27 protein-coding genes are annotated in these 25789 nt (G+C 71.5%); 10 read left to right on the top strand and 17 right to left on the bottom strand.

Annotated elements, in window-relative coordinates; genetic code table 11:
* Positions 1-68: 68 nt before the first annotated feature.
* Together FKN01_RS16755 and FKN01_RS16750 are read left to right on the top strand one after the other, a co-directional pair.
* Positions 69-1733 carry an RNA ligase family protein gene (locus FKN01_RS16755; RefSeq protein ID WP_143621209.1) on the top strand — a complete coding sequence of 555 codons (1665 nt, stop codon included), beginning with the start codon at positions 69-71 and terminating at the stop codon, positions 1731-1733.
* Complete coding sequence (locus tag FKN01_RS16750; protein WP_143621205.1) at positions 1733-3904, top strand: RNA repair domain-containing protein; 2172 nt, start codon at positions 1733-1735, stop codon at positions 3902-3904. The genes FKN01_RS16755 and FKN01_RS16750 overlap by 1 nt, the downstream gene beginning before the upstream one ends.
* An 88-nt stretch (positions 3905-3992) precedes the next feature.
* On the opposite strand, the gene FKN01_RS16745 is transcribed toward FKN01_RS16750, so the two are convergent.
* From FKN01_RS16745 to FKN01_RS16725, 5 genes are all read right to left on the bottom strand, one after another.
* Complete coding sequence (locus FKN01_RS16745; RefSeq protein WP_143621202.1) at positions 3993-4547, bottom strand: nucleotide-binding protein; 555 nt, start codon at positions 4545-4547, stop codon at positions 3993-3995.
* Positions 4544-5686, bottom strand: coding sequence for a helix-turn-helix domain-containing protein (locus FKN01_RS16740; protein WP_143621200.1), 1143 nt, complete (start codon positions 5684-5686; stop codon positions 4544-4546). Before FKN01_RS16740 ends, FKN01_RS16745 begins: the two co-directional genes overlap by 4 nt.
* A gap of 127 nt (positions 5687-5813) precedes the next feature.
* Entirely contained in the window at positions 5814-6005 is a 192-nt protein-coding gene (locus FKN01_RS16735; protein ID WP_143621197.1) for a DUF397 domain-containing protein, read from the bottom strand.
* A gap of 24 nt (positions 6006-6029) precedes the next feature.
* Positions 6030-6239 carry a DUF397 domain-containing protein gene (locus tag FKN01_RS16730; RefSeq protein WP_143621195.1) on the bottom strand — a complete coding sequence of 70 codons (210 nt, stop codon included), beginning with the start codon at positions 6237-6239 and terminating at the stop codon, positions 6030-6032.
* A complete protein-coding gene (locus FKN01_RS16725; protein WP_143621192.1) occupies positions 6236-7117 on the bottom strand; it encodes a helix-turn-helix transcriptional regulator in 882 nt (293 codons plus the stop codon). The genes FKN01_RS16730 and FKN01_RS16725 overlap by 4 nt, the downstream gene beginning before the upstream one ends.
* Positions 7118-7279: 162 nt before the next feature.
* Between FKN01_RS16725 and FKN01_RS16720 the strand changes: the two genes are divergently transcribed.
* Together FKN01_RS16720 and FKN01_RS16715 are read left to right on the top strand one after the other, a co-directional pair.
* Positions 7280-7705, top strand: a complete 426-nt coding sequence (locus FKN01_RS16720) for an ATP-binding protein (protein WP_143621189.1) — start codon at positions 7280-7282, stop codon at positions 7703-7705.
* A gap of 271 nt (positions 7706-7976) precedes the next feature.
* Positions 7977-8774, top strand: a complete 798-nt coding sequence (locus FKN01_RS16715) for a helix-turn-helix domain-containing protein (protein ID WP_143621186.1) — start codon at positions 7977-7979, stop codon at positions 8772-8774.
* Between the two features lie 83 nt (positions 8775-8857).
* Here FKN01_RS16715 and FKN01_RS16710 read toward each other — a convergent pair whose 3' ends face one another.
* From FKN01_RS16710 to FKN01_RS16695, 4 genes are all read right to left on the bottom strand, one after another.
* On the bottom strand, positions 8858-9547 hold the full coding sequence (locus FKN01_RS16710) for a response regulator transcription factor (protein ID WP_143621184.1): 690 nt from the start codon (positions 9545-9547) through the stop codon (positions 8858-8860).
* Positions 9544-10734, bottom strand: a complete 1191-nt coding sequence (locus FKN01_RS16705; protein ID WP_143621181.1) for a sensor histidine kinase — start codon at positions 10732-10734, stop codon at positions 9544-9546. The genes FKN01_RS16710 and FKN01_RS16705 overlap by 4 nt, the downstream gene beginning before the upstream one ends.
* A gap of 7 nt (positions 10735-10741) precedes the next feature.
* Positions 10742-11404 (bottom strand): DUF998 domain-containing protein, encoded by a 663-nt coding sequence (locus FKN01_RS16700; protein ID WP_143621178.1) that lies wholly within the window; start codon positions 11402-11404, stop codon positions 10742-10744.
* 190 nt (positions 11405-11594) lie between these two features.
* Positions 11595-12020 carry a nuclear transport factor 2 family protein gene (locus FKN01_RS16695; protein WP_143621175.1) on the bottom strand — a complete coding sequence of 142 codons (426 nt, stop codon included), beginning with the start codon at positions 12018-12020 and terminating at the stop codon, positions 11595-11597.
* A gap of 87 nt (positions 12021-12107) precedes the next feature.
* On the opposite strand from FKN01_RS16695, the gene FKN01_RS16690 reads away from it, so the two are divergent.
* Both FKN01_RS16690 and FKN01_RS16685 read left to right on the top strand, forming a co-directional pair.
* Positions 12108-12683, top strand: coding sequence for a TetR/AcrR family transcriptional regulator (locus tag FKN01_RS16690; protein WP_143621173.1), 576 nt, complete (start codon positions 12108-12110; stop codon positions 12681-12683).
* 33 nt (positions 12684-12716) lie between these two features.
* Entirely contained in the window at positions 12717-13067 is a 351-nt protein-coding gene (locus FKN01_RS16685; RefSeq protein WP_143621170.1) for a hypothetical protein, read from the top strand.
* Positions 13068-13097: 30 nt separating this feature from the next.
* Here FKN01_RS16685 and FKN01_RS16680 read toward each other — a convergent pair whose 3' ends face one another.
* The 3 genes from FKN01_RS16680 to FKN01_RS16670 are packed head-to-tail and all read right to left on the bottom strand — an operon-like array spanning position 13098 to position 17323.
* Positions 13098-14819, bottom strand: coding sequence for a SulP family inorganic anion transporter (locus tag FKN01_RS16680; RefSeq protein ID WP_260696917.1), 1722 nt, complete (start codon positions 14817-14819; stop codon positions 13098-13100).
* Positions 14816-15484: a GAP family protein gene (locus FKN01_RS16675; RefSeq protein ID WP_143621167.1), complete on the bottom strand. Its 669-nt coding sequence runs from the start codon at positions 15482-15484 to the stop codon at positions 14816-14818. The genes FKN01_RS16680 and FKN01_RS16675 overlap by 4 nt, the downstream gene beginning before the upstream one ends.
* Before the next feature lie 30 nt (positions 15485-15514).
* Positions 15515-17323 (bottom strand): alkyl/aryl-sulfatase, encoded by a 1809-nt coding sequence (locus FKN01_RS16670; RefSeq protein WP_260696916.1) that lies wholly within the window; start codon positions 17321-17323, stop codon positions 15515-15517.
* A 273-nt stretch (positions 17324-17596) separates the two neighbouring features.
* Between FKN01_RS16670 and FKN01_RS32565 the strand changes: the two genes are divergently transcribed.
* Complete coding sequence (locus FKN01_RS32565; RefSeq protein WP_185992871.1) at positions 17597-17752, top strand: hypothetical protein; 156 nt, start codon at positions 17597-17599, stop codon at positions 17750-17752.
* A 29-nt stretch (positions 17753-17781) separates the two neighbouring features.
* A complete protein-coding gene (locus FKN01_RS33575; RefSeq protein ID WP_185992866.1) occupies positions 17782-19161 on the top strand; it encodes a glycosyltransferase family 2 protein in 1380 nt (459 codons plus the stop codon).
* On the opposite strand, the gene FKN01_RS16660 is transcribed toward FKN01_RS33575, so the two are convergent.
* The gene (locus tag FKN01_RS16660; RefSeq protein ID WP_143621160.1) at positions 19158-19610 is read right to left on the bottom strand and encodes a hemerythrin domain-containing protein; all 453 of its coding nucleotides are present in this window, start codon (positions 19608-19610) and stop codon (positions 19158-19160) included. The two genes, FKN01_RS33575 and FKN01_RS16660, sit on opposite strands and share 4 nt — an antisense overlap.
* A 55-nt stretch (positions 19611-19665) precedes the next feature.
* Here FKN01_RS16660 and FKN01_RS16655 point away from each other — a divergent pair, with 55 nt between their 5' ends.
* Positions 19666-20130, top strand: a complete 465-nt coding sequence (locus FKN01_RS16655; RefSeq protein ID WP_143621157.1) for a GNAT family N-acetyltransferase — start codon at positions 19666-19668, stop codon at positions 20128-20130.
* A gap of 102 nt (positions 20131-20232) precedes the next feature.
* On the opposite strand, the gene tuf is transcribed toward FKN01_RS16655, so the two are convergent.
* From tuf to rpsL, 4 genes are all read right to left on the bottom strand, one after another.
* Entirely contained in the window at positions 20233-21426 is a 1194-nt protein-coding gene (tuf, locus tag FKN01_RS16650) for an elongation factor Tu (RefSeq protein ID WP_018101246.1), read from the bottom strand.
* Positions 21427-21587: 161 nt separating this feature from the next.
* Positions 21588-23717 (bottom strand): elongation factor G, encoded by a 2130-nt coding sequence (fusA, locus tag FKN01_RS16645; RefSeq protein WP_143621155.1) that lies wholly within the window; start codon positions 23715-23717, stop codon positions 21588-21590.
* 38 nt (positions 23718-23755) lie between these two features.
* Positions 23756-24226: a 30S ribosomal protein S7 gene (gene rpsG / locus FKN01_RS16640; protein WP_073964452.1), complete on the bottom strand. Its 471-nt coding sequence runs from the start codon at positions 24224-24226 to the stop codon at positions 23756-23758.
* A gap of 2 nt (positions 24227-24228) precedes the next feature.
* Entirely contained in the window at positions 24229-24600 is a 372-nt protein-coding gene (rpsL, locus tag FKN01_RS16635; RefSeq protein ID WP_003948652.1) for a 30S ribosomal protein S12, read from the bottom strand.
* Between the two features lie 382 nt (positions 24601-24982).
* On the opposite strand from rpsL, the gene FKN01_RS16630 reads away from it, so the two are divergent.
* Positions 24983-25735 (top strand): Crp/Fnr family transcriptional regulator, encoded by a 753-nt coding sequence (locus FKN01_RS16630; RefSeq protein WP_143621152.1) that lies wholly within the window; start codon positions 24983-24985, stop codon positions 25733-25735.
* The last annotated feature ends 54 nt before the right edge of the window (positions 25736-25789 follow it).

The following is a 25789-nucleotide window of genomic DNA, read 5'->3' as shown; positions in this document are numbered from 1 at the left end:
TCGTACGCGCAAGCCCCGGGCCCTACAGTTTCCGGCCGGGCACGGCGACGGTACGGGGGCGGAAGAGCATGCGGACGCACTATCCACGGACGCCTCATCTGCCCTGGTCGCCCGGCGCCACGTCCGACGACGTGCGGATGACCGACCTCGCGGCGCTGGCCGGGGCCGAGGTCGTCGTCACCGAGAAGCTGGACGGCGAGAACACCACGTTGTACGCGGACGGGCTGCACGCCCGTTCGCTGGATTCGGCGCACCACCCGTCGAGGACCTGGGTGAAGGCCCTCCAGGCCCGCGTCGGCCCCCGCATCCCGCAGGGGTGGCGGATCTGCGGGGAGAACGTGTTCGCGCGGCACTCCCTGGCGTACGACTCGCTGGAGAACCACTTCTACGGGTTCTCCGTGTGGGACGGCGACCGCTGCCTGGGCTGGGACCGGACCGTGGAGTTCCTGCGCTCCCTGGGCATCCCGGCGCCGCCGGTGCTGTGGCGCGGGGTGTTCGACGCGAAGGCGCTGCGCGCGCTGAAGCCGGACACGGGGCGGCAGGAGGGGTACGTCGTGCGGCCGGCCGCGGGCTTCCCGGCCGCGTTGTTCGGGCGCGTCGTCGGCAAGTGGGTGCGGCCGGGGCACGTGGTGACCGATACGCACTGGATGCACGCGGAGGTCGTGGAGAACGGGCTGGGTCCGGGGGCGGCGCTCTGGGCGGTACGGAGCGGGGCGCCCGTGGACCCGGCGGCGCTGGCGGCGGCCGTAGGCGCCGAGACGGGAGACGGGGCGGGGAAAGCCCGCGCCGCCGCCGATGCCCTCGACGCCCTCGGCCGCACCGGTGACGACCGGCTCGCCGGCGTCCTCGCCGCCCTGCTGCACGGCACCCGCCGCGCCGCCGTCGCCCCGCTGCTGGCCCCCGCCCTCGGCATGCCGCTCGCCCGCCGCGTCGCGGACCTCGTCGGGCTGGCCCCCGGGCTGCACCGCCCCTACCCCGACGAGGAGCGGCGCGCCGGGCTGGCCCGGATGGCGCTCGCCGCCGACCTGCCCGTCCTGCACGCGGTGTCCGGGGTGCTGGCGGACACCGCCGGGGCGCGGGAGCAGGTCGAGTGGTCGGCCCTGCACGCGGAGGAGGTGCGGGAGCCGGACGGGCTGGCCGAGGCGTTCGCGGCCCTCGGGCCGGAGGCCGCCGCGCGCTGCCTGGCGCAGGCCCGCGAGGCGTACGCGGCCGGGCGCGTCGCCACCGCCGAGGAGGCGGTCGCCGCGACCTGGCGGTGGCGGTCCGGGGACTTCCCGCGCCTGGTGCAGCTGGCCGGTCCCTCGGGCAGCGGCAAGAGCACCTTCGGCCGGGGCCTGCCGGGGGTCGCCACGTACGTCTCGCTGGACGATCTCCGCCTGGCCCGGGGCTCGCGCGCCGACCAGAGCGCCAACGGGGACGTGCTGCGGGAGGGCCTGGACCGGCTGGACGCGGCCCTCGTCCCCGGCGCCACGGTGGTCTGGGACGCCACCTCGCTCAACGCGCACCAGCGCTCCCTGGTCCACGCGGTCGCCCGGCGCCGGGACGCCCTGGTCACCCATGCCGTGGCCTGGGTCGGCGAGGCGGAGCTGGCCGCGCGCAACGGACGCCGGGAGCACCCCGTACCGCCGCAGGTGCTGGCGTCTCAGCTGCACCGGTTCGTGCCCCCGTATCCCGGCCAGGCGCACCGCACCTGGTACATCGGCACCAGCGGAACCGTGGAGGACCGGGCCTGATGCGCACGAGTGAGGAGATCTACCACCGCGTCCGCTGGGACGCCCGCTTCGACGCGGCGCGGTTCGTGCTGGGCGTGGCGCAGCGCGGCCGGGAGCCGAAGCGGGTGCCGCTGGACCGGTTCACGCCGGGCGGGGACATCCCCTGGCACCGGGTGCTGTTCTTCGAGGCGGACGGCGAGGTGGTGTGGGACCGGGCGACGGGCACGGACCGCGTCGACGCGACGGACGCCGGCCGGGTGCGGGAGGCGCGCCGGCTGCCTTCCCCGTACTTCACGGCGCGAATCCCGCACGCGTACTCCCGCGCGACGGGCACCTGGGAACCGGCGCCGGACACGGCACCCGGCCCGCCGGACGCGGCACCCGGCACACCCGGCCCGCCCGGCCCGCTGACGGTCCTCACCTGGAACACCCTCTGGGACCGCTACGACAGCGACCGCATCGACACCGCGCGCCGCCGCCCCCTGCTGGCCGAGGCGCTGCGCGCGGCGGACGCGGACGTGATCGCGCTCCAGGAGGTCGAGCCCGCGCTGCTGACGCTGTTGCTGGGCTGCGACTGGGTACGCGCCCGCTACACCCTCGCGACCGACCCGGCCGGGCACGACGTGCCGGACCACGGTCTGCTGCTGCTCAGCCGGCTGCCGGTGAGCGAGGCGGCGGTGCACGTGCTGGGGCCGCACAAGGCGGTCGCGGCGGCGGTGGTGGAGACGGCGGAGGGCCCGGTCACGGTGGCCGTCACGCACCTCAGCAGCGACCACTCCCCCGAGGGCGCGGCCCGCCGGGACGCGGAACTGACGGACCTGGCGACGGGTTTGGCGGCGGTGGCGGGCGAACTCGTCCTCGTCGGCGACTTCAACGACGGCGGCGACCACCCGCAGACCCGGCTGGCGATGACGGACGCCTGGAAGGAGGTGCACGGCCCCGCCGACGACACCCCGACCTTCGACCCGTCGGCCAACCCCCTGGCCGCGATTTCGTCCCTCTCGGGCCGGGTCTCGCGCCTGGACCGGGTGCTGCTGCGTACGGACCGGCTGCGGGCGTGTACGGCGGTGCTGACGGGGGAAGCGCCCGGGCCGGGTGGGCTGCATGTGTCGGACCACTACGGGGTACGGGTGGGCCTCGGCGCACCTGCCCTTCGCGTCGATGAGGTGGCCGAACGGGTCGCCGCCGCCCTCCCCGACGCGCACGTCCACCTCGTCGGCTCCCGGCGCATGGGCTGCGCGCTCCCCGGCGCGGACCTGGACCTGGTGGCGGCGCTCCCCGGCGTCGCGGGCGTACGGGACCGGCTCGCCGCCGCCTTCCCGGAGGCGCGGGACCTGCGCGAGGTGACGGGCGCCCGGGTCCCCGGCCTGCGGTGGTACGTGGACGGCCTGCGGGTGGACCTGGTCACCGTGGCGACGGGCACGCTGCCTCCGGCCGAAGCGGTCGCCCGCCGCGCGGAGCTGGGCGAGGCGGCGGCGGTCGCGCTGAGCGCGGTGAGCGACGCGGAGGCGTTCCCGCGCGGGCAGGCGTTCACCGCGCTGGCCCGGGAGGTGAAGGAGTGGGCGGCGGCGCGGGGCCTGGACTCCGCCCCGTGCGGCGGCCTCCCCGGCATCGCGTGGGCGGTCCTCGCGGCGCGTACGGCCCAGGAGGGCGGCGGCCTCCGGGACTTCTTCGCGACCTGGGCGGCCTGGGACTGGCGCATCCCGGTGGGCGAGGGCCCGGCGGACAGGGGCTCGATGGGCGACGGCCCCGCGACGGACGCCCCGGTGACGGTGTACACCCCGACGGCCCCGGTCCGTTCCTGCACGGCCCAGGTCTCCACCGCAGGCCGGGACCTGCTCACGGCGGAGCTGTTCCGGGCCTGGGAACTCCTGGAAGCGGGCGCCCCGGACACCCTCTGCGCCCCGCCTCCGCTCACGGAACACACCGCGTGGGCCCTGGCCTCGGCCCACCCCGCCGAGGTGGGCCGCCTACGCGGACGCCTGCTGGCCCTGACCGCCGCCCTGGCGGAGGCGGGCGCCCCGGACTGCCGCGTCTGGCCCCGCCCGGTCACGGCGCCCGGCGGCACGGGTTACGCGATCGGCCTGGGCGCGACGCCGCCGGACGGGGGCCGGCTGGCGGAGATCGGCGCGGAGGTGCTGCGGGGGATCAGGGGGGCGTCGCTGAGTCCTGCGGACGGACCGGGGGCGTGACGTCTGGTTGCCCCGGGCTCGGGCGGCTTCGCCCTCGGGCACCGGATGGTGGGCTTGCGGAGAGCCACGTGCGGCCCGCAACTTCCGCTCAGATCTCGCCGTAATCCAAGAGGCCGTTCTCCAGCACGTAATTCCGGAATCCTCCTCGCCCGAAAGGCAAATAGTACTTACCTTCAAGGAGGTGGTCGGCAAGCTCTTCTACCATGGCTGTCGTCAGCTTCCGCTCGCGAATGGCGTCGCAGAGGATGGCGACAGTCGCCGCGACTCTGATGCCCTCTTCTTCCGCGATTCGACGCGGCGCGGCATCGTCCACCACGATTTCGCAACCGTAGATCTTTCCCATGGCGAGAACTTCACACTCGCCCACATTCTTACCCCCGGCGACCAGCCGGTCGTGGTAGCGGGAAAACGCCCCCATGTATTCCATGGACTCCGACGAGTGAACGCGAATCCAGTCGGCTCCGACCACCTGCCGCACGGCAGGTATCGCGTCGGCGGCATTGTAGAGTTCGCGTTCGACGGCGCTCGGAATGTACACAGGCCGCTCACCGGCGAGGAACCGTAAAACGCCCAGCCACCCCTGGGCGGCGAAGTGGCGCAAGGGGCCCGTGTCAAAGACCCAGGCGTCTTCGGGCACTGTCACGAAACGAACCGCCAGATCTCGTCGGGCCGCCGCACGCGGTTTCGCGGCAGATCCGCCTCATCGAAAGTACCTTGCAGCAATTCAAGGGCCCGGTCGCGGCTGATCCGTTCGTCACGCACCAGCCGGAGCACCGCACGCGCGAAATTCCGAGGAACCGTTGTACCGTCCAGTTCCTCAAGGGGCACCCGCAGGTTCATCTCGACGATGTCAGCCTGGTTGGTGCGGAACCTGCGCACCGAACCGGTTGTCTCGCTGTCGGCCAGTCCCAGTTCTTTGAGCCGTGTCGCCAGGGTGGCCATGTCGACCCGGAATTCGCTGGCCAGTGAAATCGCCGCACTGCGCTCGTCGTGCAGCTCGACCTTCTTCCGCCAATCGCGTCCGACCGCATCCCCGGGCAGCAGAAGCGCGCGCGCGAAACGATCGAGGCGTGACTCCATCGGGACATCGCAGTCGGTATGCGCGGCCACCTGCCAGTCGACGGTGTAGTCATCCGCGATGAGGTAGTGACCGAGTTCGTGCGCGAGCGCCAGCCGCCTTCGGCCGACCTTCATGTGGCTGTTGACGAGGCTGACTCCGCCTCGGCGCAACAGGACCGTCCCGGCGTCGGCAGTGTCCTCGCCGATGTTGCGCGAGAAGGCCAGCAGACCGATGTCGGCCACTCTCTCGGAGAGCTGGGAGATCGGTTCGTCCGCCGAAAGCCCCATCAGCACACGCGCCTTCGCGGCAAGGGCTTCGGCCTCGGAGTTGGTCGAGGGTGGCGTGATGCCCGCTTGAGCGACCACATCAGCGGCATCGAGGCCGAGCTCCTGGACGCCGAGCGCATCGATGAACTCGACCTCGCCGGCAAGGTTCGCAAGGAGTGCGTCGATCTGCGAATCGACGGTGTCCAGGCCCTGACTGGATCGGTGCGAAACGAGCGCCGGGACGGGGTCCTCGAAGAACGTGAACATGCGAACGCCGAGCACGGCGGCGACATCGGACAGCTCCAACGCCGTGACTCTGCGGACGCCCCCCTCGATCTTGTTCACCGCCGTGCGCTCGATGCCCACCGCCTGACCGAGTTCCTCTTGGCTCATACCAGCGCGCTTACGTGCATCTCGGATGCGCTCACCAAGCGTGCGTGCGTCGATGCTAGCCATACGTGCGATTCTCGCACGCTGCCAAGTGAGCGTCGAGCCGATCGGCGCCCCCGCCCCGGTTTTCTCCCCGGCGGAGCCGGCCCCGCCCGCCCGGGCCCGTGGACCCATGGGCGGCGGGGCGCACCTCCTACTGGCAGCGCCCGGAGGCGTACGCCACGAACCCCGCCCACGCGGACTCGCCGAAGGCGAGCTGCGGCACGGAGAGGTCCTTGGAGTCACGGACGCGCACCGCGCCGGACGCCGCCGCGACCTCGACGCACGAGTCCCCTTCGCTACTGCTGCTGTAGCTGCTCTTGAACCACTCGGTCTCGCGAGTCATGTCCCTCTCCCAGCGCGTGAAGAATCAGCAGTCGGCGGCGTACGAAACGAAGCCCGCCCATGCCGTCTCGCCGAAGGCCAGCTCCGGCACGGAGAGGTCCTTGGAGTCACGGACGTGCACCGCACCGGGCGCCGCCGCGACCTCTACGCACTCGTTGCTGTCGCTGCTGTCGCTGTAGCTGCTCTTGAACCACTCCAGCCGAGGAGCGTCGGCGCCAGAGTTCTCGCTGATCATGTCTCTCCCAGTACTTGCTCGATGAAGGCCCGCGACTCCCGAGGCGTGAGAGCCTGAGCCCGCATGATCCCAGTTCGCAGCTCGATGATTCGCAGGTGCCTCGGATCCGAGACCGGCCGACTACCGAACTCGCCTTCGGAACGCCCCACCGCAGACCCATCCTTGAACTTCAGCACCTGCATCACCCCACCCATTCCCGCATGGTCCTCGCGGTTGGTCGGCATCACCTGGATTTCAACGTTCCGCAACTCCCCTACCTCCAACAGGTGTTCGAGCTGACGCCGCAGGACCATTCTGCCCCCGAGAGGGCGCCGCAGCGTCGCCTCTTCCTGCACAAAGCTGAGCTCCGGCGCGGGTGAGCGGCTGAAGATCGATTTTCGGGCCATACGGGCAGCCACCAGGCGATCGACTTCGTCGGAGGAGAAGGCGGGCCGCCGCATCCCGAACAGCGCCCGGGCGTACTCCTCCGTCTGCAACAGACCGTGGATGTTGTGGCTTCCGTAGGCCGAGAGTTCGACGGCCTGCGCTTCCATCTTCGCCAGCTCGCGAATCTTCTTCGGGTACCTCACCGCCACCAAGTCCTGCTTCATCGCGGCGATCTTCCCCGCCGCCCCGCACACCTCATCCGCCTTGTCCAACAGCTCCGGCCGGGGAATCCTCCGCCCGCCCTCCACCTTGTAGACCAGGTTCTCCCCGTACCCCAGCCGCGTCCCGAACTCCGCAGCCGTCAGGCCCGCCGCCTCCCGCCATGCCCGGAGCTGGCGGCCCACCGCAGCGACCACCGCGACGCCCGACTCGTCGTCCGGGTCCACGTCCCAGCCCGGCTCGTCGGCGCCCGCGTCGGGCTGCCACTGCGTACCGATCTCGTCCACACTCATCCGTGCCCCGCTTCCGCACGCGTGCCGTTCTTCCTCAACCGTGTACGTCCCCCGGGCGTCACCCCGTACAGCGGGGACAACGCTGGACAAGCTCGGGACAATGACCGTACGTAAGCGCCGAGTCACTGTTCACGGTAGGCGCCCACGGCCACCCTGAGTGACGTGAATCGAGAAATCACCCGAACCGAACGTTCCGCTCCCGCCCGGCAGTTCGCCGTGCTGCTCTCCCCCACGCGCCGGGGCGCACGCCTCGCCCGGCTGCTCACCACGGCGCATTTGGGCGACTGGGGGCTCCCCACCGAGGCCGCCGCGCACATCGTCGCCGAGCTGGCCGCGAACGCGGCCACGCACGGGCGCGTGCCGGGACGGGACTTCCGGCTGAGCCTCACCGTGAGCGACGCGACGCGGCTGCGCATCGAGCTGACGGACACGCGGAGTGACCGTCTGCCCGTTCCGGACCACCCGGGTCCGTACGCCGAGAGCGGGCGCGGGCTGCTGATCGTCGCGGCGCTGGCGGACCGCTGGGGCGTCGAGGAGGGGCCGGTGCCGCGCAAGACGGTCTGGGCCGAGCTCGACCTCGTACCGTGACGTCCCCGACCGCGTCCCGGGCCACCGGGTCGCGGTCCTTCGCGACGTAGAAAGGCTTTCAAAGAACCTGAGAAAGAACCGGACCAAACCCCACCCCACCCCGCTCTGACCTGCATCACTCGCGCGAGTGAACTAGGCCAACTGGGCTGGATTCTGGACCGGTTGCCTGGCATATGCTCGCCGCGACATCAACACCACAGAACGTGACGGCCCCCGGCGAGACAGGAATCTCCACCGAGGGCCTGACCAACGCGGAAGAAGCAGCTTCCTGATGGCTACCTCGCAGGTTATCGCGCCCTCGCGCGCCCCTTCCGGCTCCCCCGCCGCAGGCGTCCAGCATGTCAACGTCCGCCACACGTCCGGCTTTACGGTGATCGGCAACCACCTCGCCCAGCACCCGGACCTCTCGCTCCTCGCGATCGGGCTCGCCGCGCACATCCAGTCACTGCCCGCCGGGGCCAGGGTGGGCATCAAGTGCCTCGCCGCCCGCTTCCCGGAGAGCGAGGCCCGGATCACCGCCGCGCTGCGCGAGCTGGAGGCCGCCGGGTATCTGCGCCGCAGCCGCCTCCGCCTCCCGAACGGCCGCGTCGTCACCCGTACGACGTCGTACAACCAGCCCCACGCCATCGCATCGGCATCGGCACCGGTCGCCTCCCCCGCTCCGTGCAAGCAGCCGCCCCCGCCACCCATCCCGGTCGAGACGCGGCACCGGGCCGCCGCCGACCTGCTCGCGGGGCTCCGCCGCCACGCGCCCCAACTCACGCTGTCCGCACGGGACATCAGCCAAATCGCCCCCGAGGTCACCACCTGGCTCGACCGCAACGTACGCCCCGCCGCCGTCCGGCACGCCCTGACCAGCGACCTGCCGCCCGTCGTCAGGCACCCGGCCGGATTCCTCCGCACCCGCCTGACCGACCTCCTCCCACCCCCGCTGCCCACCGCACCGGAACGGACGGCCCCCGAGGCCGTCCCCCTCCAGGACTGCGACCGCTGCGAACGCGTCTTCAGAGCACCGGAGCCGGGCCACTGCCGGGAGTGCCGTGAAGCGGAACCGCCCGGTGCCGCTTAGGCCCGTTCCCGGAACGCCGCACGCCACCTCGCGCCGGGCGGGCGGTTCGTCATCGAGCTCTGGATCGGCCGGTTGCACTCGCGTCACGCAGGACGCACTACCGGGTCCCAGCCACCGGCGCGGACCAGGCCCGTCTCGTACGCGAGGATCACCAGTTGGGCGCGGTCACGGACGTTGAGCTTGGCGATCGCGCGGGTGACGTGGGTCTTGGCGGTGAGCGGACTGATGAAGAGCTGTGCGGCGATCTGGTCGTTGGACAGGCCGGTTGCGATCAGGCGGGTCACCTCGACTTCCCGGGCGGTGAGCACGGCGAGCCGTTCGGCGGTGTCGACGGGGGCCACCGGGCGGCGCGCGAACTGCTCGATCACCCGGCGGGTCGCGCTCGGTGAGAGCAGCGCGTCGCCGGCCGCCACCGACCGGACGGCTTGGCGCAGCTCGTCCGGTTCGATCTCCTTGGTGAGGAAGCCGCTCGCGCCGGCGCTCAGGGCCGCGAAGACGTACTCGTCGGTCTCGAAGGTCGTGAGGACGATGACCCGGCAGCCGGCCAGTTCGGGGTCCTCGACGATTTTCCGGGTGGCGGTGAGGCCGTCCGTACCGGGCATGCGGATGTCCATGAGGACGACGTCGGGGCGGACGGCGCGGGCCGTGCGGACGGCCTCGTCGCCCGTGCCCGCCTCGCCGATGACCTCGATGCCCTCGGCGCGGGCGAGGAGGCTGCTGAAACCGGCACGTACCAGGGCCTGGTCGTCGGCCAGGATCACCTTGATCGTCATGAGCGGAAGCCTGGCACAGGGATGGCGGCCCGCACGACCCATCCGCCGCCCTCGCCGCGCGGTCCGGCGGAGAAGTCACCGCCGAGCGCCCGGACCCGCTCGTCCATGCCGCGTACCCCGTGCCCGGCCGTTTCCGATGTCTCCGCCGTGTTCCGGCCGTCGTCGGTGACGCGCACCTCCACCCGCTCCCGGCCGCATCGGACGCTCACGTCGGCCCGCGAGGCTCCGGCATGGCGGACCGTGTTGGTGAGGGCCTCCTGAACGATGCGGTGGACAGCGAGGGAGACCGGTGCGGGCACGGCGGTGACGTCGCCGGACGTCTCCAGCCGGATGTCCAGCTCCGCCGACCGCATCCGGTCGACGAGCGCCGTGACGTGGGGGACTCCGGCCACGGGGTCTTCCGGGGCCGCCCCTCCCGGCGCGCGCAGCACGTGGACGAGCGCGCGGAGGTCCCGTACCGCCTCGGTACGGACCTGCTGGGCGGTGGCGAGCGCGGCCCGCGCCTCCTCCGGTGAGTCGTCCAGAACCTCGGCCGCGACCCGCAGCTGGATACCGACGACGGTGAGGGTGTGCCCGACGACGTCATGCAGTTCGCGGGCGATCTCCAGGTGGGCCTCCGCGATCCGCCGGTCGGCCTCCAGGTCTCTTTCCCGCGCTGCCCGCAGCAGGCGCTCGTCGAGTTCGGCGCGCCAGCGGAGGCGGTTGCGGTAGGCAGTCGCGGCGGCGAGGAGCACCGCCAGCCACAGGGCCTCGACGCCCAGGGAGCCGAGGACCTCGCGCGGGGTGGCGCCGCCGGCCGTCGTGTCCCAGGTCGCGGCGAAGGCCAGTTCCGCCAGGCCGACACCGGCCGCCCACGGGAGGCCGGGGCGGCCCGGCCGGTCGTCGGCAGCCAGCGTGGCGTACGCGGCGGAGACCGGCCACACCCAGCCGGCATCGGTGAGTCCGGAGGTACGGAACACGACGACCGCCTGCACGCTCAGCAGCAGCACGGCGAGCGGCCACCGGCAGCGCACCAGAAGGAGCAGGCCCAGCCACAGGGCGAGTGGCAGGGCTCCCGCGATGTCCAGCCGGCCGCCGAGCCGGGCGGTACCGGCCAGGACGGCGACGGCGGTGCCGACCGCGAGAAGCCGGTCGACGAGCCGGACCGCGCGTGGGTCGGCGGGAGCGGGGGTGCCGGGTCGGTCCATGCGCGGATCATGCACGACGGTCCCGTCCCTGCTGCCCGCGGGCGCCCGCAGCGGCTACGGCAAGCGCGATCCACCCGAAGTCGGCGGCGAGTACCAGGCGTTCGACGAGACCGACGAGCGTGGGGGCGCCGCCCAGCCCCAGCGACGGGCCGCCGTCCATCACGTCGACGAGGAGGACCGCCAGGGCCGCCGTGGCCGTGCCCGAGACCACGGTGAGGGTGCTGAGGGCAGTGCGCAGAGCGGGCCGCCGGGCCGCGAGCGTCCCGCGGAGCAGCACGGCGGCGGTCGGCAGTGCGGCGAAGGCGAGGAAGGCGGCGTTGCCGTGGACGAGTTCGGAGAGGGAGGGACGGCTCCAGTGGCCGGGTGGGTCCGCCGGGAAGAGGCCCGCGACCATGATGGCGCCCGTCCACACCACGAGCGCCGCCCGGCCCGCCCGCCCGGTCCCGGCGCCGAGGCGTACCACGAGAACGGCGGAGGCGGCGCCGACGGCCAGCAGCGCGGCCGGGAGAAGCCAGCCGGCCGTGCCGTGCACGTACCGGCTGAGGGTCTCGCTCACCAGGTCGTACTCCGGGTTCAGCATCTCCAACGCCGCCATCGCCAGGGCCCCGATGCCGATCAGGGTGAGCGAGGCCCTTACTCCCACTGGCGAAGCCGTGTCCGTGGCCGTCATGCCGTCCTCCTCGGTGTCGTTCCGGTGATCCAGAACCTACGGAGGGAACGAGGGCCGCCGCGTCGCCCCGATGAGGACACCCGGCCGTACACCGGACGGTGTCGTCATCGGGGCCCGCTGCACCGTCCGGTGTACGTGCCCAAGCGGGCGGTCCGCCGTGGACATACGGGGCGGTCGCCCACCGCGCCCCTCACCTCCGGGCGTCCGCGACCCCCGAGGCGTCCATGTAGTCGCGTACGCGCGTGAGCAGCCCGTCCCGGACGTGCAGCACCAGCAGGCCGGGCACGGTGAACTCACCGGACCTGCCCGGCACCGCCCCCACCACGACGTGCTCCGCGACGAGCACGCCCGGATCGGCGGTCTCGTACGCCGCGACCCTCCGCACCTCGCGCACCTCGGCGGGGCTCGCGCCCCAGGCCGCCCGGTATCCGGCGCGCACGGCCTCGCGGCCCTCGAAGCGGGGCGGGAAGCCGGGGGCGGCGAACGGGAACTCGTGCAGCGCGTCGGCGGCGTAGAGGTCGGCGAGGTCGTCCGGCGACTTGTCGATCATGGCTTGGTAGTAGCGGGTCAGCACCTCGCGGGGCGTGCGCGCGGCGGATGCCTCCGGATACGGCACGGAACACTCCCATTCGCTCAACAGATGTTGACCCAACCACGGTAGGCTCCGGCCGCACGTTCGGTCAACGGCTGTAGAGTGAGCGGCGTGACGACGACCCCCCACCGGTCCCGCGCCGACCGCCGCCGGGCGACCGAGGCACGCATCCTCGGCAGCGCCCGGGAGCTGTTCGCCGAGAAGGGCTTCGAGCGCACCACCATCCGCGCGGTGGCGAGCGCGGCGGGCGTCGATCCGGCCCTGGTCATGCAGTACTTCGGCTCCAAGCGGGAGCTGTTCGGGCAGGCCGTGCAGGCGCTGCCCGTCCCGCCGGCGGCGGCGGACGGCGACGGGCTCGTCGATCAGCTGATGGCCTCGCTCGGCGTCAAGCTCGGCGGTCTGCCCGAGGGCACGCTCGCGATGATGCGGTCGATGCTCACCGACCGGGCGGCGGCCGACCACATACGTGCCGCTCTCGGCCGGCAGACCGACAGCGTCGGCGCCGCCCTCCCGGACGCCGACGACCCCGAACTGCGTGCCGCGCTGATGGTCACCGCGCTGCTCGGCGTGACCATCGGCCACCAGCTGCTCGGCCTGCCCGTGCTCCGGGAGGCTCCCGCGGAGCGCATCGCCGCACTGCTCCGCCCCGCGCTCCAGGCCCTGTCGGACCCGATCGTTGAGGATTGAAACTCCCCGGCCCCGCCGGACGTCTCTCCCCACATGGACACCGCACACACGAACCCCCGCCGCGAAGCTCTCACCGGTGCCGCCGGGCTCCTCTCGGCGGCGCTCGGCGCCCTCGCGGGCCTCGCGGTCTGGCTTCCGTACGGCAGGAGCGGCCTGTCCGGCGCCTTCGAGGGCGAGCGCAACACCGACGTGCTGTTCCTGGGCCTCCCGCTGCTGCTGCTCGGCGGCACCCTCACGGCCCTGGCCCTCTTCGCCGCCGTACGCAAGCGGTGGCGCACCGCGCTCGGGCTGGTGGCAGCCGTCGCCGCCCTCACCGCCCTCGGCTACGGACTCGACGTCCTGGCCGAACCGCAGGCGGCCAGGGACTGCGGTTCGCCCTGCTGAGACCTGCCGCAACCTCACAGGGCAGTACGCCTAGGGCCGGTCGGTGGCCGAGTGCCCGGACGCCCAGCGGTCCGCCTCCGCGTACGCGGTCTCCAGCGGGCCGAAGATCCTCGGCGCGGCGGGGACGATGCCGCCGGGGCCGAGGCGGTCCGCGATGCCGGAGCGTTCCAGGAGCCGGAGCAGGGCGGGCTCGACGCCGCACAGGATCAGCCGGCCGCCCTGGTCCTCCAGGCGGGCGGCGTAGCGGTCGAGGAGCTTGAGCATCGCCGAGGAGGGCACGTCGGGCAGGGCGCGGACGGCCAGCACGAGGGCCGCCCCGCGCGCCCCGTCCACCGCCGGAAGCCGGCTCTCGATCCTGGGCAGCTCGGCGAAGAAGGAGGAGCCCGCGTAATCGAGGACGGTGACCGTGCCCGGCGCGAGGGCCGCCGGTGGCTCGGCGGTCTCCCAGCGTCCGGTGCCACCGGCGCCGTCCGGGACGCGGCGCAGGGCGACGAGGTCGGCCTGCCGCGCGGCCTGGGCGCAGTAGAGCAGCAGGGAGAGCACGGCACCCAGGACGATGGCCTGCTGGAGGGGGATCTGGGTGGTGGCCAGGAAGGTGAGGACCATCGCCGCCGACGACATCCACGAGGTACGCAGCACGAGGAGGATGTCGTGCCGCTTGCCCCAGATCAGCTCGCCGCCGACGACCAGGATCAGCCCGCCGATCACGGGCATCGGGATGTGTTCGGCGAGCGAGCCGGCCACCAGGACGACCAGGGCGAGGAAGACACCGGAGACGACCCCCGCCCAGCGGGTGCGGGCCCCGGCCGAGACCGCGACACCGGTGCGCGAGAGCGAACCGCCCGACGGCATGGCCTGGAACAGGCCGCCCGCGAGGTTGGCGTACCCCTGGGACCGGAAGTCGCCGTTCACGTCGGAGCGGGTGCCGTCCGGGTTCGGCATCGACGGCGCGATCCCGGCGGCCTGGGCGAGGGCGACCAGCGCCACCGAGAACGCCCCGCCGATCAGGTGCGGCAGGGCGGACGGGTCGGGTGCGGTGAAGGAGGGCAGGGCGGCGGGGATGGCGGCGATGTCCTCGACCAGCTCCACGTCGGCGGACAGGAGTGCCGCCCCGGCGCTGGTCAGGACCATCGCGATCAGCAGGGCGACGGGTTCGAGGCGTTTGACGGCCCGGGCCGCCGCCCAGATCGCGATCGTGACGGCGGCGGTGGCGGTCGCCGCGCCCTGCCAGCTCCCGACGTGGACCAGCCAGTCGACGAGCTGGCGGATCTTGTTGTGCCCCTGGGGCGCATAGGCGGTGGCGTCCTTCAGCACGCCCGTCATGATCTGCAGGGCGATGCCGGTGGAGAAGCCGGTCATCACCGCGTTCGACACGAAGCTCATCACCGCGCCGAGCCGCAGGACCCCCAGGAGCAGCATCGCCGCGCCGACCATCACGGTCAGCATGGCCACATTGCCGGCGTCCTTCGGGTCGAGCCCCGCGTCCGACAGGACACTCTTCGAGGTCAGGGCGATCGCACTCGTCAGGGTGGTGACCATGAGGACGGTACGGGAGGTCAGCGAGCCCACGACCGCGGGCACGACGCCCGCGTAGAGACCGGCGACCGGGCTGAAACCGGCGATCGAGGCGTACGCCATCCCCTCGGGGATCGAGAACAGACCGGTCACCGCCCCGGAGGCCGCGTCCGCCGGCTTCGGCCGGCCCAGTCCGGCGAGCGCGCGACGGACCCGGCTCGTGACCGCCCGCCTCACGAGAGGCCGGTGAGCGCGTCACCGATGTACTTGGTGCCGAGCACGGCGAGGACGGTCGTCATGATCGCCGCGTTGTGGGCGGACATCCACTCCTTCCACCCGCCCAGCACCCGGGCCGAACGGCTGCCGCCCAGCAGGTAGACCCCGAGCGGCAGCAGCGTGCACAGGGAGCCGATGAGCACCATCAGCACGGCGGCCACCGTCTTGCCGCCGCCCGAGGCGGAGGCGGTCGCGATCGAGACGGCACCGCCGACGGCCAGGACCAGGTTCTTGGGGTTGGCGGCCACCAGCACCACCGCGAGCCCGGCCGCCTTGGCCGGGGTGAACCGGTCCAGGGCCCGCATCCACTTCGGCGCGGCGGCCTCGTGCCCTTCGCGCGGCCGGCCGCGCCACTGCTTGTACGCCATCAGCGCGAACAGCACGCCCAGGGCCAGCTTGAGCCAGTACGCCCACGAGGGCTTCTCCCCCTCGGTGTGCAGACCGCTGCCCGCCGCCACGACGACGGCGACGACGGCCGCCAGGCCCACCACCCAGCCGGCGGTGAAGGCGATGCCGTTCGACCGGCCCTTCGGGGTGGCCAGCATCAGGATGACCGCGATCAGCGGCAGCGGGCTGATCGCGATGCCCACCGCCGAGGTGAGCATCGCTCCGATCGCCTCGCCCATGTGTGCCCTCCTCGAACTGGGCCCTGGGGCCTACGGGGTGACGATCGCGAAGTCGGGCTCGGGGTCGTCCAGGACGGCGAGCAGCCGGGCCAGGACGCCGGTGTCGCCGTCGGTGGTGACTCCGTCGAGGCCGTGGCCGGCGAGCAGGCCGAGCAGCTGCGGCTTCGTCAGGGCCAGGGTGAGGTCGGCGGTGGTGTCCTTGGGGTCCGGGTAGTGGATGAGGGCGCCGTTGGACAGCACCATGCGGTACGTCTCGCCGAGGTCGGTGAGCTTCCACAGGATGCTGAGGTCCTCGTCCCAGGCGCGCGGGCCGTTGACCCGGATGGCCAGGGAGTCGAACGCCTGGGTGACGCTGAGGGCGGAGGCCATGCTCGCCGCCAGGGCGATCGCGGTGGGCGGCACCGGGTTCTTCAGCTCGTAGGCGCCCTGGAGGTAGAAGTTGCGCCAGGTCGCGCACTCGGCGCCGTGGCCGAGGCGGGTCAGGACGTCGGCGAGCAGGTCGCGGGCGCCCTCGTGCCCGGGGTCGGCGAAGACGACGTGCGAGGCGAGTTCGGCGGCGAAGCGCAGGTCGCCCTCGTCGGCGAATTCCCGTGCGGCGCTCACCGCCCGGTCGGCGCCGCCGAGTGCGCGGACGTAACGCTCGCCCTGGGCCTGCGGCGGGTGCTGCCACAGGTGGGCGGGGTTGCCGTCGAACCAGCCCATGTAGCGCTGGTAGACCGCCTTCACGTTGTGGGACACCGAGCCGTAGTAGCCGCGGACGTGCCACGCCTTCTCCAGGGCCGGCGGCAGCTCGATCTCCTCGGCGATCTCGATGCCGGTGCGGCCGGAGTTCATCATGCGCAGCGTCTGGTCGTGCAGATAGCCGTACATGTCGCGCTGCTCGGACAGGAAGGCCACGATCCGCTCCCGGCCCCACACGGGCCAGTGGTGGGAGGCGAAGACCACGTCGGCGGAGCCGGTGAACAGCTCGATCGCCTCGTTGAGGTAGCGGGACCAGACCCGTGCGTCGCGGACCTGCGCGCCGCGCAGCGTCAGCAGGTTGTGCAGGGTGTGGCAGGAGTTCTCCGCCATGCACAGCGCCCGCCGCTCGGGCAGGAAGAAGTTCATCTCCGCCGGCGCCTCGGTGCCCGGAGTCATCTGGAAGACGAACCGCACCCCGTCCAGGACCTCCTCCTGCCCGGTGCGGGTGATCTCCAGCGTGGGCGGGATCAGACCGACCGAGCCGGACGAGGTCGCGATCCCCAGCCCCATGCCGACCTGCCCCAGCGGACCGACCGGCGTACCGAAACCGCCGAAGTACATGCCCCGGCGGATCATCGCCGTGCCCGCGTAGACGTTCTCCGAGACCGCGTGCTCCATGAAGTGCTCAGGCGCCACGATCGGCACGTCGTCACCGGGTCCGATCACGCCCATGACCCCGCCGAAGTGGTCCAGGTGCGGGTGGGTGTAGATCACGGCCGTCACCGGCCGCGCGCCCCGCTGCTCGCGGTAGAGGCCGAGTCCCGCCGCGGCCGTCTCCGCCGACACCAGCGGGTCGACGACCACGACGCCCCGCTCGCCCTCGACGAGGGTCATGTTCGACAGGTCCAGGCCCCGGATCTGGTACACGCCCTCGGTGACCTCGTACAGCCCCTGCCGCGCGCACAGGGCGCCCTGGCGCCACAGGCTCTGATCGACCGTCGGCTCCGGCTCACCGGCCAGGAACGCGAACGCGTCCACGTCCCACACCGTCCGCCCCGAGGCGTCCTTGACCACCCCCGGCTCCAGCGCGGCCACGAACCCCCGGTCCGCGTCCTCGGCGTCAGCGGTGTCCTCGTACGGCAGATCGAACGTCGTCACGCCCACTCCTCGGCTACGGTCCTGACGGCTACGGCCCTGACAGTCCTGACGGATACGCGGCCCCTCCATTGAGCACCGCGCCCCTCACCCCGCGCCCGCAGGGCTCGGCCACACGGGTGAGCGCCCCGAGCCGATGCGGCAGGCCCGCCTGCCCGAACGGCCCGCGCCCCGACGGACGACACCGTCACCTCGGTGGCCGCGGCCGGGGCGCGGGGCGGCACGGCCCGTGCCAGCGTGGGCGGCACCGACCTCGCAGTCCGAAGGAGCACCGCCGTGTATCACGATCAGCTCGCCCAGACCGGAACCGGAGTGGTGGTGCTCGGCGGGCTCACCCTGGCCGGCTGGTGGATGATCGCCGCCGCCCTGCTCGCCGTCGTCCTCGGCGCGGCGTGCGTGCGCTACGGCTTCCGCCGCGGCGCGGGCCTCTGAAGCCACCGCGCACCCGCGAGGACACCTCCGTGACCGACACGATCACCGCCACCCGGCGCCGGCGCGGGCTGCTCCTCGCCGGCACCGGCGCCGCCGCCGTCATCGCCCTCGCCCTGTCCGCCTACGGGCTGCGGACCTGGCCGACCGCCCGCGGTGTCTCCTCGGGGCCCGCGCTGTGGGCCTGGACACCGCTGGCCGCGCTCCTGCTCGCGCAGACCGTGCTCTACCTGTGCGAGCGCCCCCACCGCGCCGACGCCCAGGAGCAGGCACACCTCGACCGCCTGCACGTGGCGGTGCTGGTACCGGTCTTCAACGAGGACAACGGCTATCTGCGCGCGGCCCTGTCCTCCCTGCTGGCCCAGACCCGCCCGCCGGACTCGGTGCACATCGTCGACGACGGCTCGGAACTGTCCCACCGGGTCGTGCGCCGCTGGTGGACGGCCGCCGCCCGCGAGCACGGCATTCCGACCACCTGGCACCGCACCCCCAACCGCGGCAAACGCCACGCCCAGGTCCTCGCCGCCCGTCAGTGCCCCGGAGCGGACGTGCTCGTCACCATCGACTCCGACGCCCAGCTCGCCCCCGACGCCCTGCACGAAGTCCTCCAGCCCCTGGCCGATCCCCGGGCCCAGGCGGTCGCCGGGCTGGTCCTGGCCCGCAACAACCGCAACGGCCTCCTCAGCCGCATCACCGACCTCTGGTACGTCACCTGCCAGATGGTCGAACGCTCCGCCCAGTCCCCGCTGGGAAGCGTCATGGTCGCCTCCGGCTCGCTGGCGGCCTACCGCGCGGACATCCTCACCGACCACGCCGAGGCGTACCTGTCGGAGACGTTCATGGGCCGGCCCGTGACCTTCTCCGACGACTCGATGCTCACCCTCTACGCGCTCGTACGCGGACGCGTCGTCCAGCAGCCCACCGCCGTGGTGTTCACCGCCATGCCCGAAGAGCTCGGCCACCACGTCCGCCAGTACCTGCGCTGGATGCACGGCTCAAGCCTGCGCTCCCTGTGGCGGGTGCGCTACCTGCCCGCCCGCCACCCCGCGCTGACCGCCCAGCTCCTGCGCTGGTTCCAGCAACTGGCCACCACCGCAGCCCTGTTGTGGCTCCTCGCTCTCCACCTGCGCCCCGGCCCCCTCCCCTCCCCGCTGCTGGTGGCCGTCCCCCTCCTCCTGACCGCCGGCCAGACCCTGCGCTACCTCGTCGTGCGCCGCTCCGACCAGACCCTGCGCTCCCAGCTCGCCACCTGGGCCCTGACCCCCCTGGCCATGCTGTGGTCCTGGGCCGTCCTGCGCCCGCTGCGCTGGTACGGCGCCGCGACCTGCTGGCAGACCGGCTGGGGCACCCGCCAGGCCGGTGCCGAGGTCCGCCTCGCCGCGCCCCCGCCCCACCGGCCGGCCGCCGTCTAGGCGGGGTGCGCCTCCCGCCAGGCCCGCATCGACCGGTCCCACTCGTCGCCCGTCAGCGCCGTGAGCGACGCCGGGAACAGCCCGTCCTCCTCCTTGGCGATGTGGTGGTGCAACTCCGCCACCGCCTCGCGCAGCCGTACGACGTCCTCGTCGCGCGTGAGGTCGATCTCCCGCAGGAACGCGCCCAGTTCGCGGTGTTCGCGTACGAGCGCGTCGATGTAGTCCGCGTACTCCGGATCGGCGCTCATCACCGCGAAGAGCCCCTGCTCCTCGCCCCGCCAGTGCGCCACGAGCTCCCGCTCCATCCGGGCCACCAGCTCGCCGACGACTCCGCGGTCCCCGTCGTCCAGCGCGCGCAGGGCGGCGCCCGCCGCGTCCGTGACGGACTCGTGCTCCGCGATGAACTCCTTGATCAGGGGGATCTCACGGCAGCCGCAGTAGTGGCACATGAGCGCCACCTTGCCAGACGCACCCCGTCCGCCCGCGCTCTGACAGACTCCCGCCATGCGTGTACGCACCGATCAGGCCTGGGCCCTGCGCCCCGCCGCCCCCGCCGACCTGGAGGACATAGTCGAGCTCCGGGCCGTCGTGATGCGCCCCGACCTCGTCCGCCTCGGCCGCTACGACGAGCACCGGGTGCGGCAGCGGATGCGCGACTCGTACGCCCCCGAGCACACCTCGGTCATCGTCGTGGACGGCCGCTTCGCGGGGAGCGTGACGCTGCGGCCGTACGAGGACGGCCGGTGCCTGGAGAGCTTCTTCCTGGACGAGGCGCTTCAGGGGCGCGGCATCGGCTCCGGCGTACTGCGGCTGCTGCTGGCGCGTACGGACGCCGAAGGGGTGCCGGTGCGGCTGAACGTCCTCCGGGGGAGCGCCGCGCGGCGGCTGTACGAGCGGCACGGCTTCGTGACCGAGCGGGAGGACCCGGTGGACGTGTTCATGATCCGGCGGCCGGAGCCTGCCGCGTAGGCCCGTGGAAACACCGAAGGGCCCCGCCCCACCGCGTGAACGGTGGGACGGGGCCCTTCTTGGAGCTCTGTGCGGAGCTACCAGGTCAGATGCGACAAGTGATTACTTGTTGATCTTGGTGACCTGGCCGGCGCCCACGGTCCGGCCACCCTCACGGATGGCGAACTTCAGGCCCTCCTCCATGGCGACCGGCTGGATCAGCTGGACCGACATGACGGTGTTGTCGCCCGGCATGACCATCTCGGTGCCCTCGGGGAGGGTCACGACGCCGGTCACGTCCGTGGTACGGAAGTAGAACTGCGGGCGGTAGTTGTTGAAGAAGGGGGTGTGACGGCCACCCTCGTCCTTCGACAGGATGTAGGCCTGGGCCTCGAACTCGGTGTGCGGCGTGACCGAACCGGGCTTGATGATGACCTGGCCGCGCTCGACGTCCTCGCGCTTGATGCCACGGAGGAGCAGACCGACGTTCTCACCGGCCTGGCCCTCGTCGAGCAGCTTGCGGAACATCTCGATGCCGGTGACCGTGGTGGTGGTCTTCTCCTGCTTGATGCCCACGATGTCAACGGTCTCGTTGACCTTGAGGACACCACGCTCGATGCGGCCGGTGACGACGGTGCCACGACCGGTGATCGTGAAGACGTCCTCGATCGGCATCAGGAACGGCTTGTCGACGTCGCGCTCGGGCTGCGGGATGTTCTCGTCCACGGCCTTCATGAGCTCGAGGACGGTGTTGCCCCACTCCTTGTCGCCCTCGAGGGCCTTGAGCGCCGAGACCTTGACGACCGGCAGGTCGTCGCCCGGGAACTCGTACTCGGAGAGCAGCTCGCGGACCTCGAGCTCGACGAGCTCCAGGATCTCCTCGTCGTCCACCATGTCGGCCTTGTTCAGGGCGACGACGATGTACGGAACGCCGACCTGGCGGGCCAGGAGCACGTGCTCCTTGGTCTGCGGCATCGGGCCGTCGGTGGCGGCGACCACGAGGATGGCGCCGTCCATCTGCGCGGCACCGGTGATCATGTTCTTGATGTAGTCCGCGTGACCCGGGCAGTCGACGTGCGCGTAGTGACGCGACTCCGTCTGGTACTCGACGTGCGCGATCGAGATGGTGATACCGCGCTGGCGCTCCTCGGGAGCCTTGTCGATCTGGTCGAAGGCCGAGGCCTCGTTCAGGTCCGGGTACGCGTCGTGCAGCACCTTGGTAATGGCGGCCGTGAGGGTCGTCTTACCGTGGTCGATGTGACCGATGGTGCCGATGTTGACGTGCGGCTTAGTCCGCTCGAACTTCGCCTTCGCCACTGGGTCCTCCTGTGGAGTGGTTCTGTACGCCTTGCTTCATCGGCGCCAGGGTGATCTTTGCTGGGATGCCGGCCCCCGGGGGCATTCTCCGCGAAGCGTGAACTGCGCGACGAATGCCCCACGGGCTCCGGTGACAAGCCTAAAGCGTGAGCTCGGGAGAGTTACTCGCCCTTGGCCTTCGCGATGATCTCCTCGGCGACGTTCCGCGGAACCTCGGCGTAGGAGTCGAACTGCATCGAGTAGCTTGCGCGACCCGAGGTCTTGCTGCGGAGGTCTCCGACGTAGCCGAACATCTCCGAGAGGGGCACGAGGCCCTTCACGACGCGAGCGCCGCTGCGCTCCTCCATGGCCTGGATCTGGCCACGGCGGGAGTTGAGGTCGCCGATGACGTCGCCCATGTAGTCCTCGGGCGTGGTGACCTCGACGGCCATCATCGGCTCGAGGAGCACGGGGGACGCCTTGCGGGCACCCTCCTTGAACGCCTGCGAACCGGCGATCTTGAAGGCGAGCTCGGAGGAGTCGACCTCGTGGTAACCACCGTCGATCAGGGTGACGCGGACGCCCACCATCTCGTAACCGGCCAGGACACCGAACTGCATGGCTTCCTGGGCACCCGCGTCCACCGAGGGGATGTACTCACGGGGGATGCGGCCACCGGTGACCTTGTTGACGAACTCGTACGACGCGTCGCCGCCCTCGAGGGGCTCGATGGCGATCTGCACCTTCGCGAACTGGCCGGTACCACCAGTCTGCTTCTTGTGCGTGTAGTCGATGCGCTCGACGGCCTTGCGGATCGTCTCGCGGTAGGCGACCTGCGGCTTGCCGACGTTCGCCTCGACGCGGAACTCGCGCTTCATGCGGTCGACGAGCACCTCGAGGTGAAGCTCGCCCATACCACCGATGATGGTCTGGCCGGTCTCCTCGTCGGAGTGCACCTGGAAGGACGGGTCCTCCTCGGAGAGGCGCTGGATGGCGACACCCAGCTTCTCCTGGTCGCCCTTGGACTTGGGCTCGATCGCGACCTGGATGACCGGCGCCGGGAAGTCCATGGACTCCAGGATGACCGGGTTCTTCTCGTCGGACAGCGTCTCACCGGTGGTGGTCTGCTTCAGGCCCATGACGGCGATGATGTCGCCGGCGCCCACCGAGTCGATCTCCTCACGCTTGTTCGCGTGCATGCGGTAGATCTTGCCGATGCGCTCCTTCTTGCCCTTGACGGAGTTCAGCACCGCGGTGCCGGCGTCCAGGCGACCGGAGTAGATCCGGACGAAGGTGAGCTTGCCGAGGTGCGGGTCGCTCGCGATCTTGAACGCCAGAGCCGACAGCGGCTCGTCGTCCGAGGGCTTGCGCTTGACGACCGTCTCGGGGTCCTTGGGGTCGTGGCCCTCGATGGCCTCGACGTCCAGGGGGGAAGGCAGGTAGCGGACGACCGCGTCGAGCAGGGGCTGGACGCCCTTGTTCTTGAACGCGGTGCCACAGAACACCGGGGTGACGGTGGTGGAGTCGGCGCCGCCCTTGGAGGCCAGGGTGATGCGACGGATCGCGTCGTGCAGCTGCTCCTGGGTGGGCTCGGTGCCCTCCAGGTACAGCTCCATCATGGCGTCGTCGTTCTCGGCCACGGCCTCGAGCAGCTTGCCGCGCCACTCGTCCGCCTGCTCCTGGAGCTCGGCCGGGATGTCAACGATGTTGTACATCTCGCCCTTGGCGGCCTCTTCGGGGTACACGAAGGCCTTCATCGACACGAGGTCGACGACGCCCGTGAAGTCCGCCTCGGCACCGATCGGCAGCTGCATGACGATCGGGGTCGCGCCGAGGCGGTCCACGATCATGCTGACGCAGCGCAGGAAGTCGGCACCGGTGCGGTCGAGCTTGTTGACGAAGCAGATGCGCGGCACGCCGTAGCGGTCCGCCTGACGCCAGACGGTCTCGGACTGCGGCTCGACGCCGGCCACACCGTCGAACACGGTGACGGCGCCGTCGAGGACGCGGAGCGAACGCTCCACCTCGACGGTGAAGTCGACGTGACCCGGGGTGTCGATGATGTTGATGGTGTGGTCAACATCGTTGAGCGGCCAGTGGCAGGTCGTCGCGGCGGACGTGATGGTGATGCCGCGCTCCTGCTCCTGCTCCATCCAGTCCATCGTGGCAGCGCCGTCGTGGACCTCACCGATCTTGTACGAGACGCCGGTGTAGAACAGGATCCGCTCAGTGGTGGTCGTCTTGCCCGCGTCGATGTGGGCCATGATCCCAATGTTGCGGACCTTGGCCAGGTCAAGCGAAGTGGTGGCCATGAGGCTCAGTCTTCTCTCGGTCTCGATGGGGGTAGCGACTACCAGCGGTAGTGCGCGAAGGCCTTGTTGGACTCGGCCATCTTGTGGGTGTCCTCACGCTTCTTGACGGCAGCGCCAAGACCGTTCGAGGCGTCGAGCAGCTCGTTCATCAGCCGCTCGGTCATCGTCTTCTCGCGGCGGGCGCGGGAGTAACCCACGACCCAGCGGAGCGCCAGGGTGGCGGCACGACCGGGCTTGACCTCGATCGGCACCTGGTAGGTGGCGCCACCGACGCGGCGGGACTTGACCTCGAGCGAGGGCTTGACGTTCTCCAGCGCGCGCTTCAGCGTGATGACCGGGTCGGCGCCGGTCTTCTCGCGAAGACCCTCCATGGCGCCGTACACGATCCGCTCGGCGGTGGAACGCTTGCCGTCGAGCAGGATCTTGTTGATCAGCGACGTGACAAGAGGAGAGTTGTAGACCGGGTCGATGATGACCGGGCGCTTCGGGGCGGGGCCCTTACGAGGCATTCTTACTTCTCCTTCTTGGCGCCGTAGCGGCTGCGGGCCTGCTTGCGGTTCTTGACACCCTGGGTGTCGAGCGAGCCGCGGATGATCTTGTAGCGAACACCCGGCAGGTCCTTCACACGGCCACCACGCACGAGCACGATGGAGTGCTCCTGCAGGTTGTGTCCCTCACCCGGGATGTAGGCCGTGACCTCGATGCCCGAGGTCAGACGCACACGTGCGACCTTCCGGAGCGCGGAGTTCGGCTTCTTCGGGGTGGTCGTGAACACACGCGTGCAGACGCCGCGGCGCTGGGGCGAACCCTCGAGCGCGGGCGTCTTGTTCTTCTCGACCTTGTCCTGCCGGCCCTTCCGGACCAGCTGCTGGATCGTAGGCACTACTTCTCCGGTTTCTGTGTGCCGTCGGTGAAACTAACCTGGAACGTCACCGACCCACGCGGTCGGGTGTGTCGAATCCTGCGAGCCCGTACCGGAACGGCATGAGGAGCACGGATCACGGTGGCCGAAGACAGGCTCGCCATGCGGTTGAGGACACGCACACGAACCCAGGCACACCCCAGGCACAAGGTCTGAGCGTACCTACCTCACGGACCTGGGTCAAAACAAATGCCGCCCAGCCCGAGGACGGCCGCCGCACCGGCCCGCCCGAGGTCCCCCGTAGTCGATCCGGCACACTGCGTGGCCGAAATCTCACCGCTCCCCGGCCGGGTGTCCGGGCCCCTCAGTACATTGGACCGCGCCGACCGATCGGGGGGACCGCATGACGGCCGCCGCAGCCCTGCCCGGCGAGGACGGACTCGACGACCGGGTTCCCTTTCTCGCCCGGCTGGAACGCGATGAGCGAGAAGCCCTGCTCGGGCTGGGGCGGGAGCTGTCCTTCGCTCCGCGGGCGCCGCTTCTGCAGCAGTACGAACCTTCGTCCCACGTCCTGCTCATCCTGCACGGGTGGACCAAGGTCATCGCGGCGTCCGAGAACGGGTACGAAGCCCTGCTCGCGCTGCGCGGGCCCGGTGACATCGTCGGTGAGTCGGCCGCCCTGACCGGTCGCCCCCGCTCCGCGACCGTCACCGCCCTCGCTCCGGTGCGAGCCGTCGCGATCACGCACGAACGGTTCCGCGAGTACGTGAGCCGGTCCCCCGCCGTTTCGCTGAAACTGCTCGGCCTGACCTCGGACCGGAACAGGGCCGCGGACCGGCGGCGGCTGGAGTTCGCCTCCCTGAGCGTCCGGGAGCGGTTCGCGATCCTGCTCCTCGACCTCGCCCGCTCCCACGGGCGGCGGACCGCCGAGGGCGTCGAGATCACCGTGCCGCTCAGCAAGCAGGAACTGGCCGGCGCGATCGGTGCCTCCCGTGAAATGGTCCAGCGGCTGCTGAAGGACCTGAGGAGCCGCGGCATCGTGATCACCGGCCGCCGGACCCTGGTCGTCGTACGTCCGAGTGCGCTGCGGCTGATGGCCCGCGTCTCGGTTCCGCAGTCGGCCTCGGTGCCCCAGCCAAGCACTCCCGCGCGCTGACGTCTGTGCACGCTGTCACAGTGCGAGTGCGTCATACGCCCTCATCGCCGCGGC

It is taken from the genome of Streptomyces sp. 130 (assembly GCF_007096885.1).
GTDB lineage: Bacteria > Actinomycetota > Actinomycetes > Streptomycetales > Streptomycetaceae > Streptomyces.
Note: the sequence above shows the minus strand (reverse complement) of the source record. Positions and strands in the feature narration are given on the sequence as shown.

Bases quoted from the DNA above. Each gene is read 5' to 3' on its own strand.
- FKN01_RS16755 (WP_143621209.1), top strand. From the start codon at position 69: ATGCGGACGCACTATCCACGGACGCCTCATCTGCCCTGGTCGCCCGGC.
- FKN01_RS16750 (WP_143621205.1), top strand. From the start codon at position 1,733: ATGCGCACGAGTGAGGAGATCTACCACCGCGTCCGCTGGGACGCCCGC.
- FKN01_RS16740 (WP_143621200.1), bottom strand. From the start codon at position 5,686: ATGGCTAGCATCGACGCACGCACGCTTGGTGAGCGCATCCGAGATGCA.
- FKN01_RS16735 (WP_143621197.1), bottom strand. From the start codon at position 6,005: ATGACTCGCGAGACCGAGTGGTTCAAGAGCAGCTACAGCAGCAGTAGC.
- FKN01_RS16730 (WP_143621195.1), bottom strand. From the start codon at position 6,239: ATGATCAGCGAGAACTCTGGCGCCGACGCTCCTCGGCTGGAGTGGTTC.
- FKN01_RS16725 (WP_143621192.1), bottom strand. From the start codon at position 7,117: ATGAGTGTGGACGAGATCGGTACGCAGTGGCAGCCCGACGCGGGCGCC.
- FKN01_RS16715 (WP_143621186.1), top strand. From the start codon at position 7,977: ATGGCTACCTCGCAGGTTATCGCGCCCTCGCGCGCCCCTTCCGGCTCC.
- FKN01_RS16710 (WP_143621184.1), bottom strand. From the start codon at position 9,547: ATGACGATCAAGGTGATCCTGGCCGACGACCAGGCCCTGGTACGTGCC.
- FKN01_RS16705 (WP_143621181.1), bottom strand. From the start codon at position 10,734: ATGGACCGACCCGGCACCCCCGCTCCCGCCGACCCACGCGCGGTCCGG.
- FKN01_RS16700 (WP_143621178.1), bottom strand. From the start codon at position 11,404: ATGACGGCCACGGACACGGCTTCGCCAGTGGGAGTAAGGGCCTCGCTC.
- FKN01_RS16685 (WP_143621170.1), top strand. From the start codon at position 12,717: ATGGACACCGCACACACGAACCCCCGCCGCGAAGCTCTCACCGGTGCC.
- FKN01_RS16675 (WP_143621167.1), bottom strand. From the start codon at position 15,484: ATGGGCGAGGCGATCGGAGCGATGCTCACCTCGGCGGTGGGCATCGCG.
- FKN01_RS16660 (WP_143621160.1), bottom strand. From the start codon at position 19,610: ATGTGCCACTACTGCGGCTGCCGTGAGATCCCCCTGATCAAGGAGTTC.
- FKN01_RS16655 (WP_143621157.1), top strand. From the start codon at position 19,666: ATGCGTGTACGCACCGATCAGGCCTGGGCCCTGCGCCCCGCCGCCCCC.
- fusA (WP_143621155.1), bottom strand. From the start codon at position 23,717: ATGGCCACCACTTCGCTTGACCTGGCCAAGGTCCGCAACATTGGGATC.
- rpsG (WP_073964452.1), bottom strand. From the start codon at position 24,226: ATGCCTCGTAAGGGCCCCGCCCCGAAGCGCCCGGTCATCATCGACCCG.
- FKN01_RS16630 (WP_143621152.1), top strand. From the start codon at position 24,983: ATGACGGCCGCCGCAGCCCTGCCCGGCGAGGACGGACTCGACGACCGG.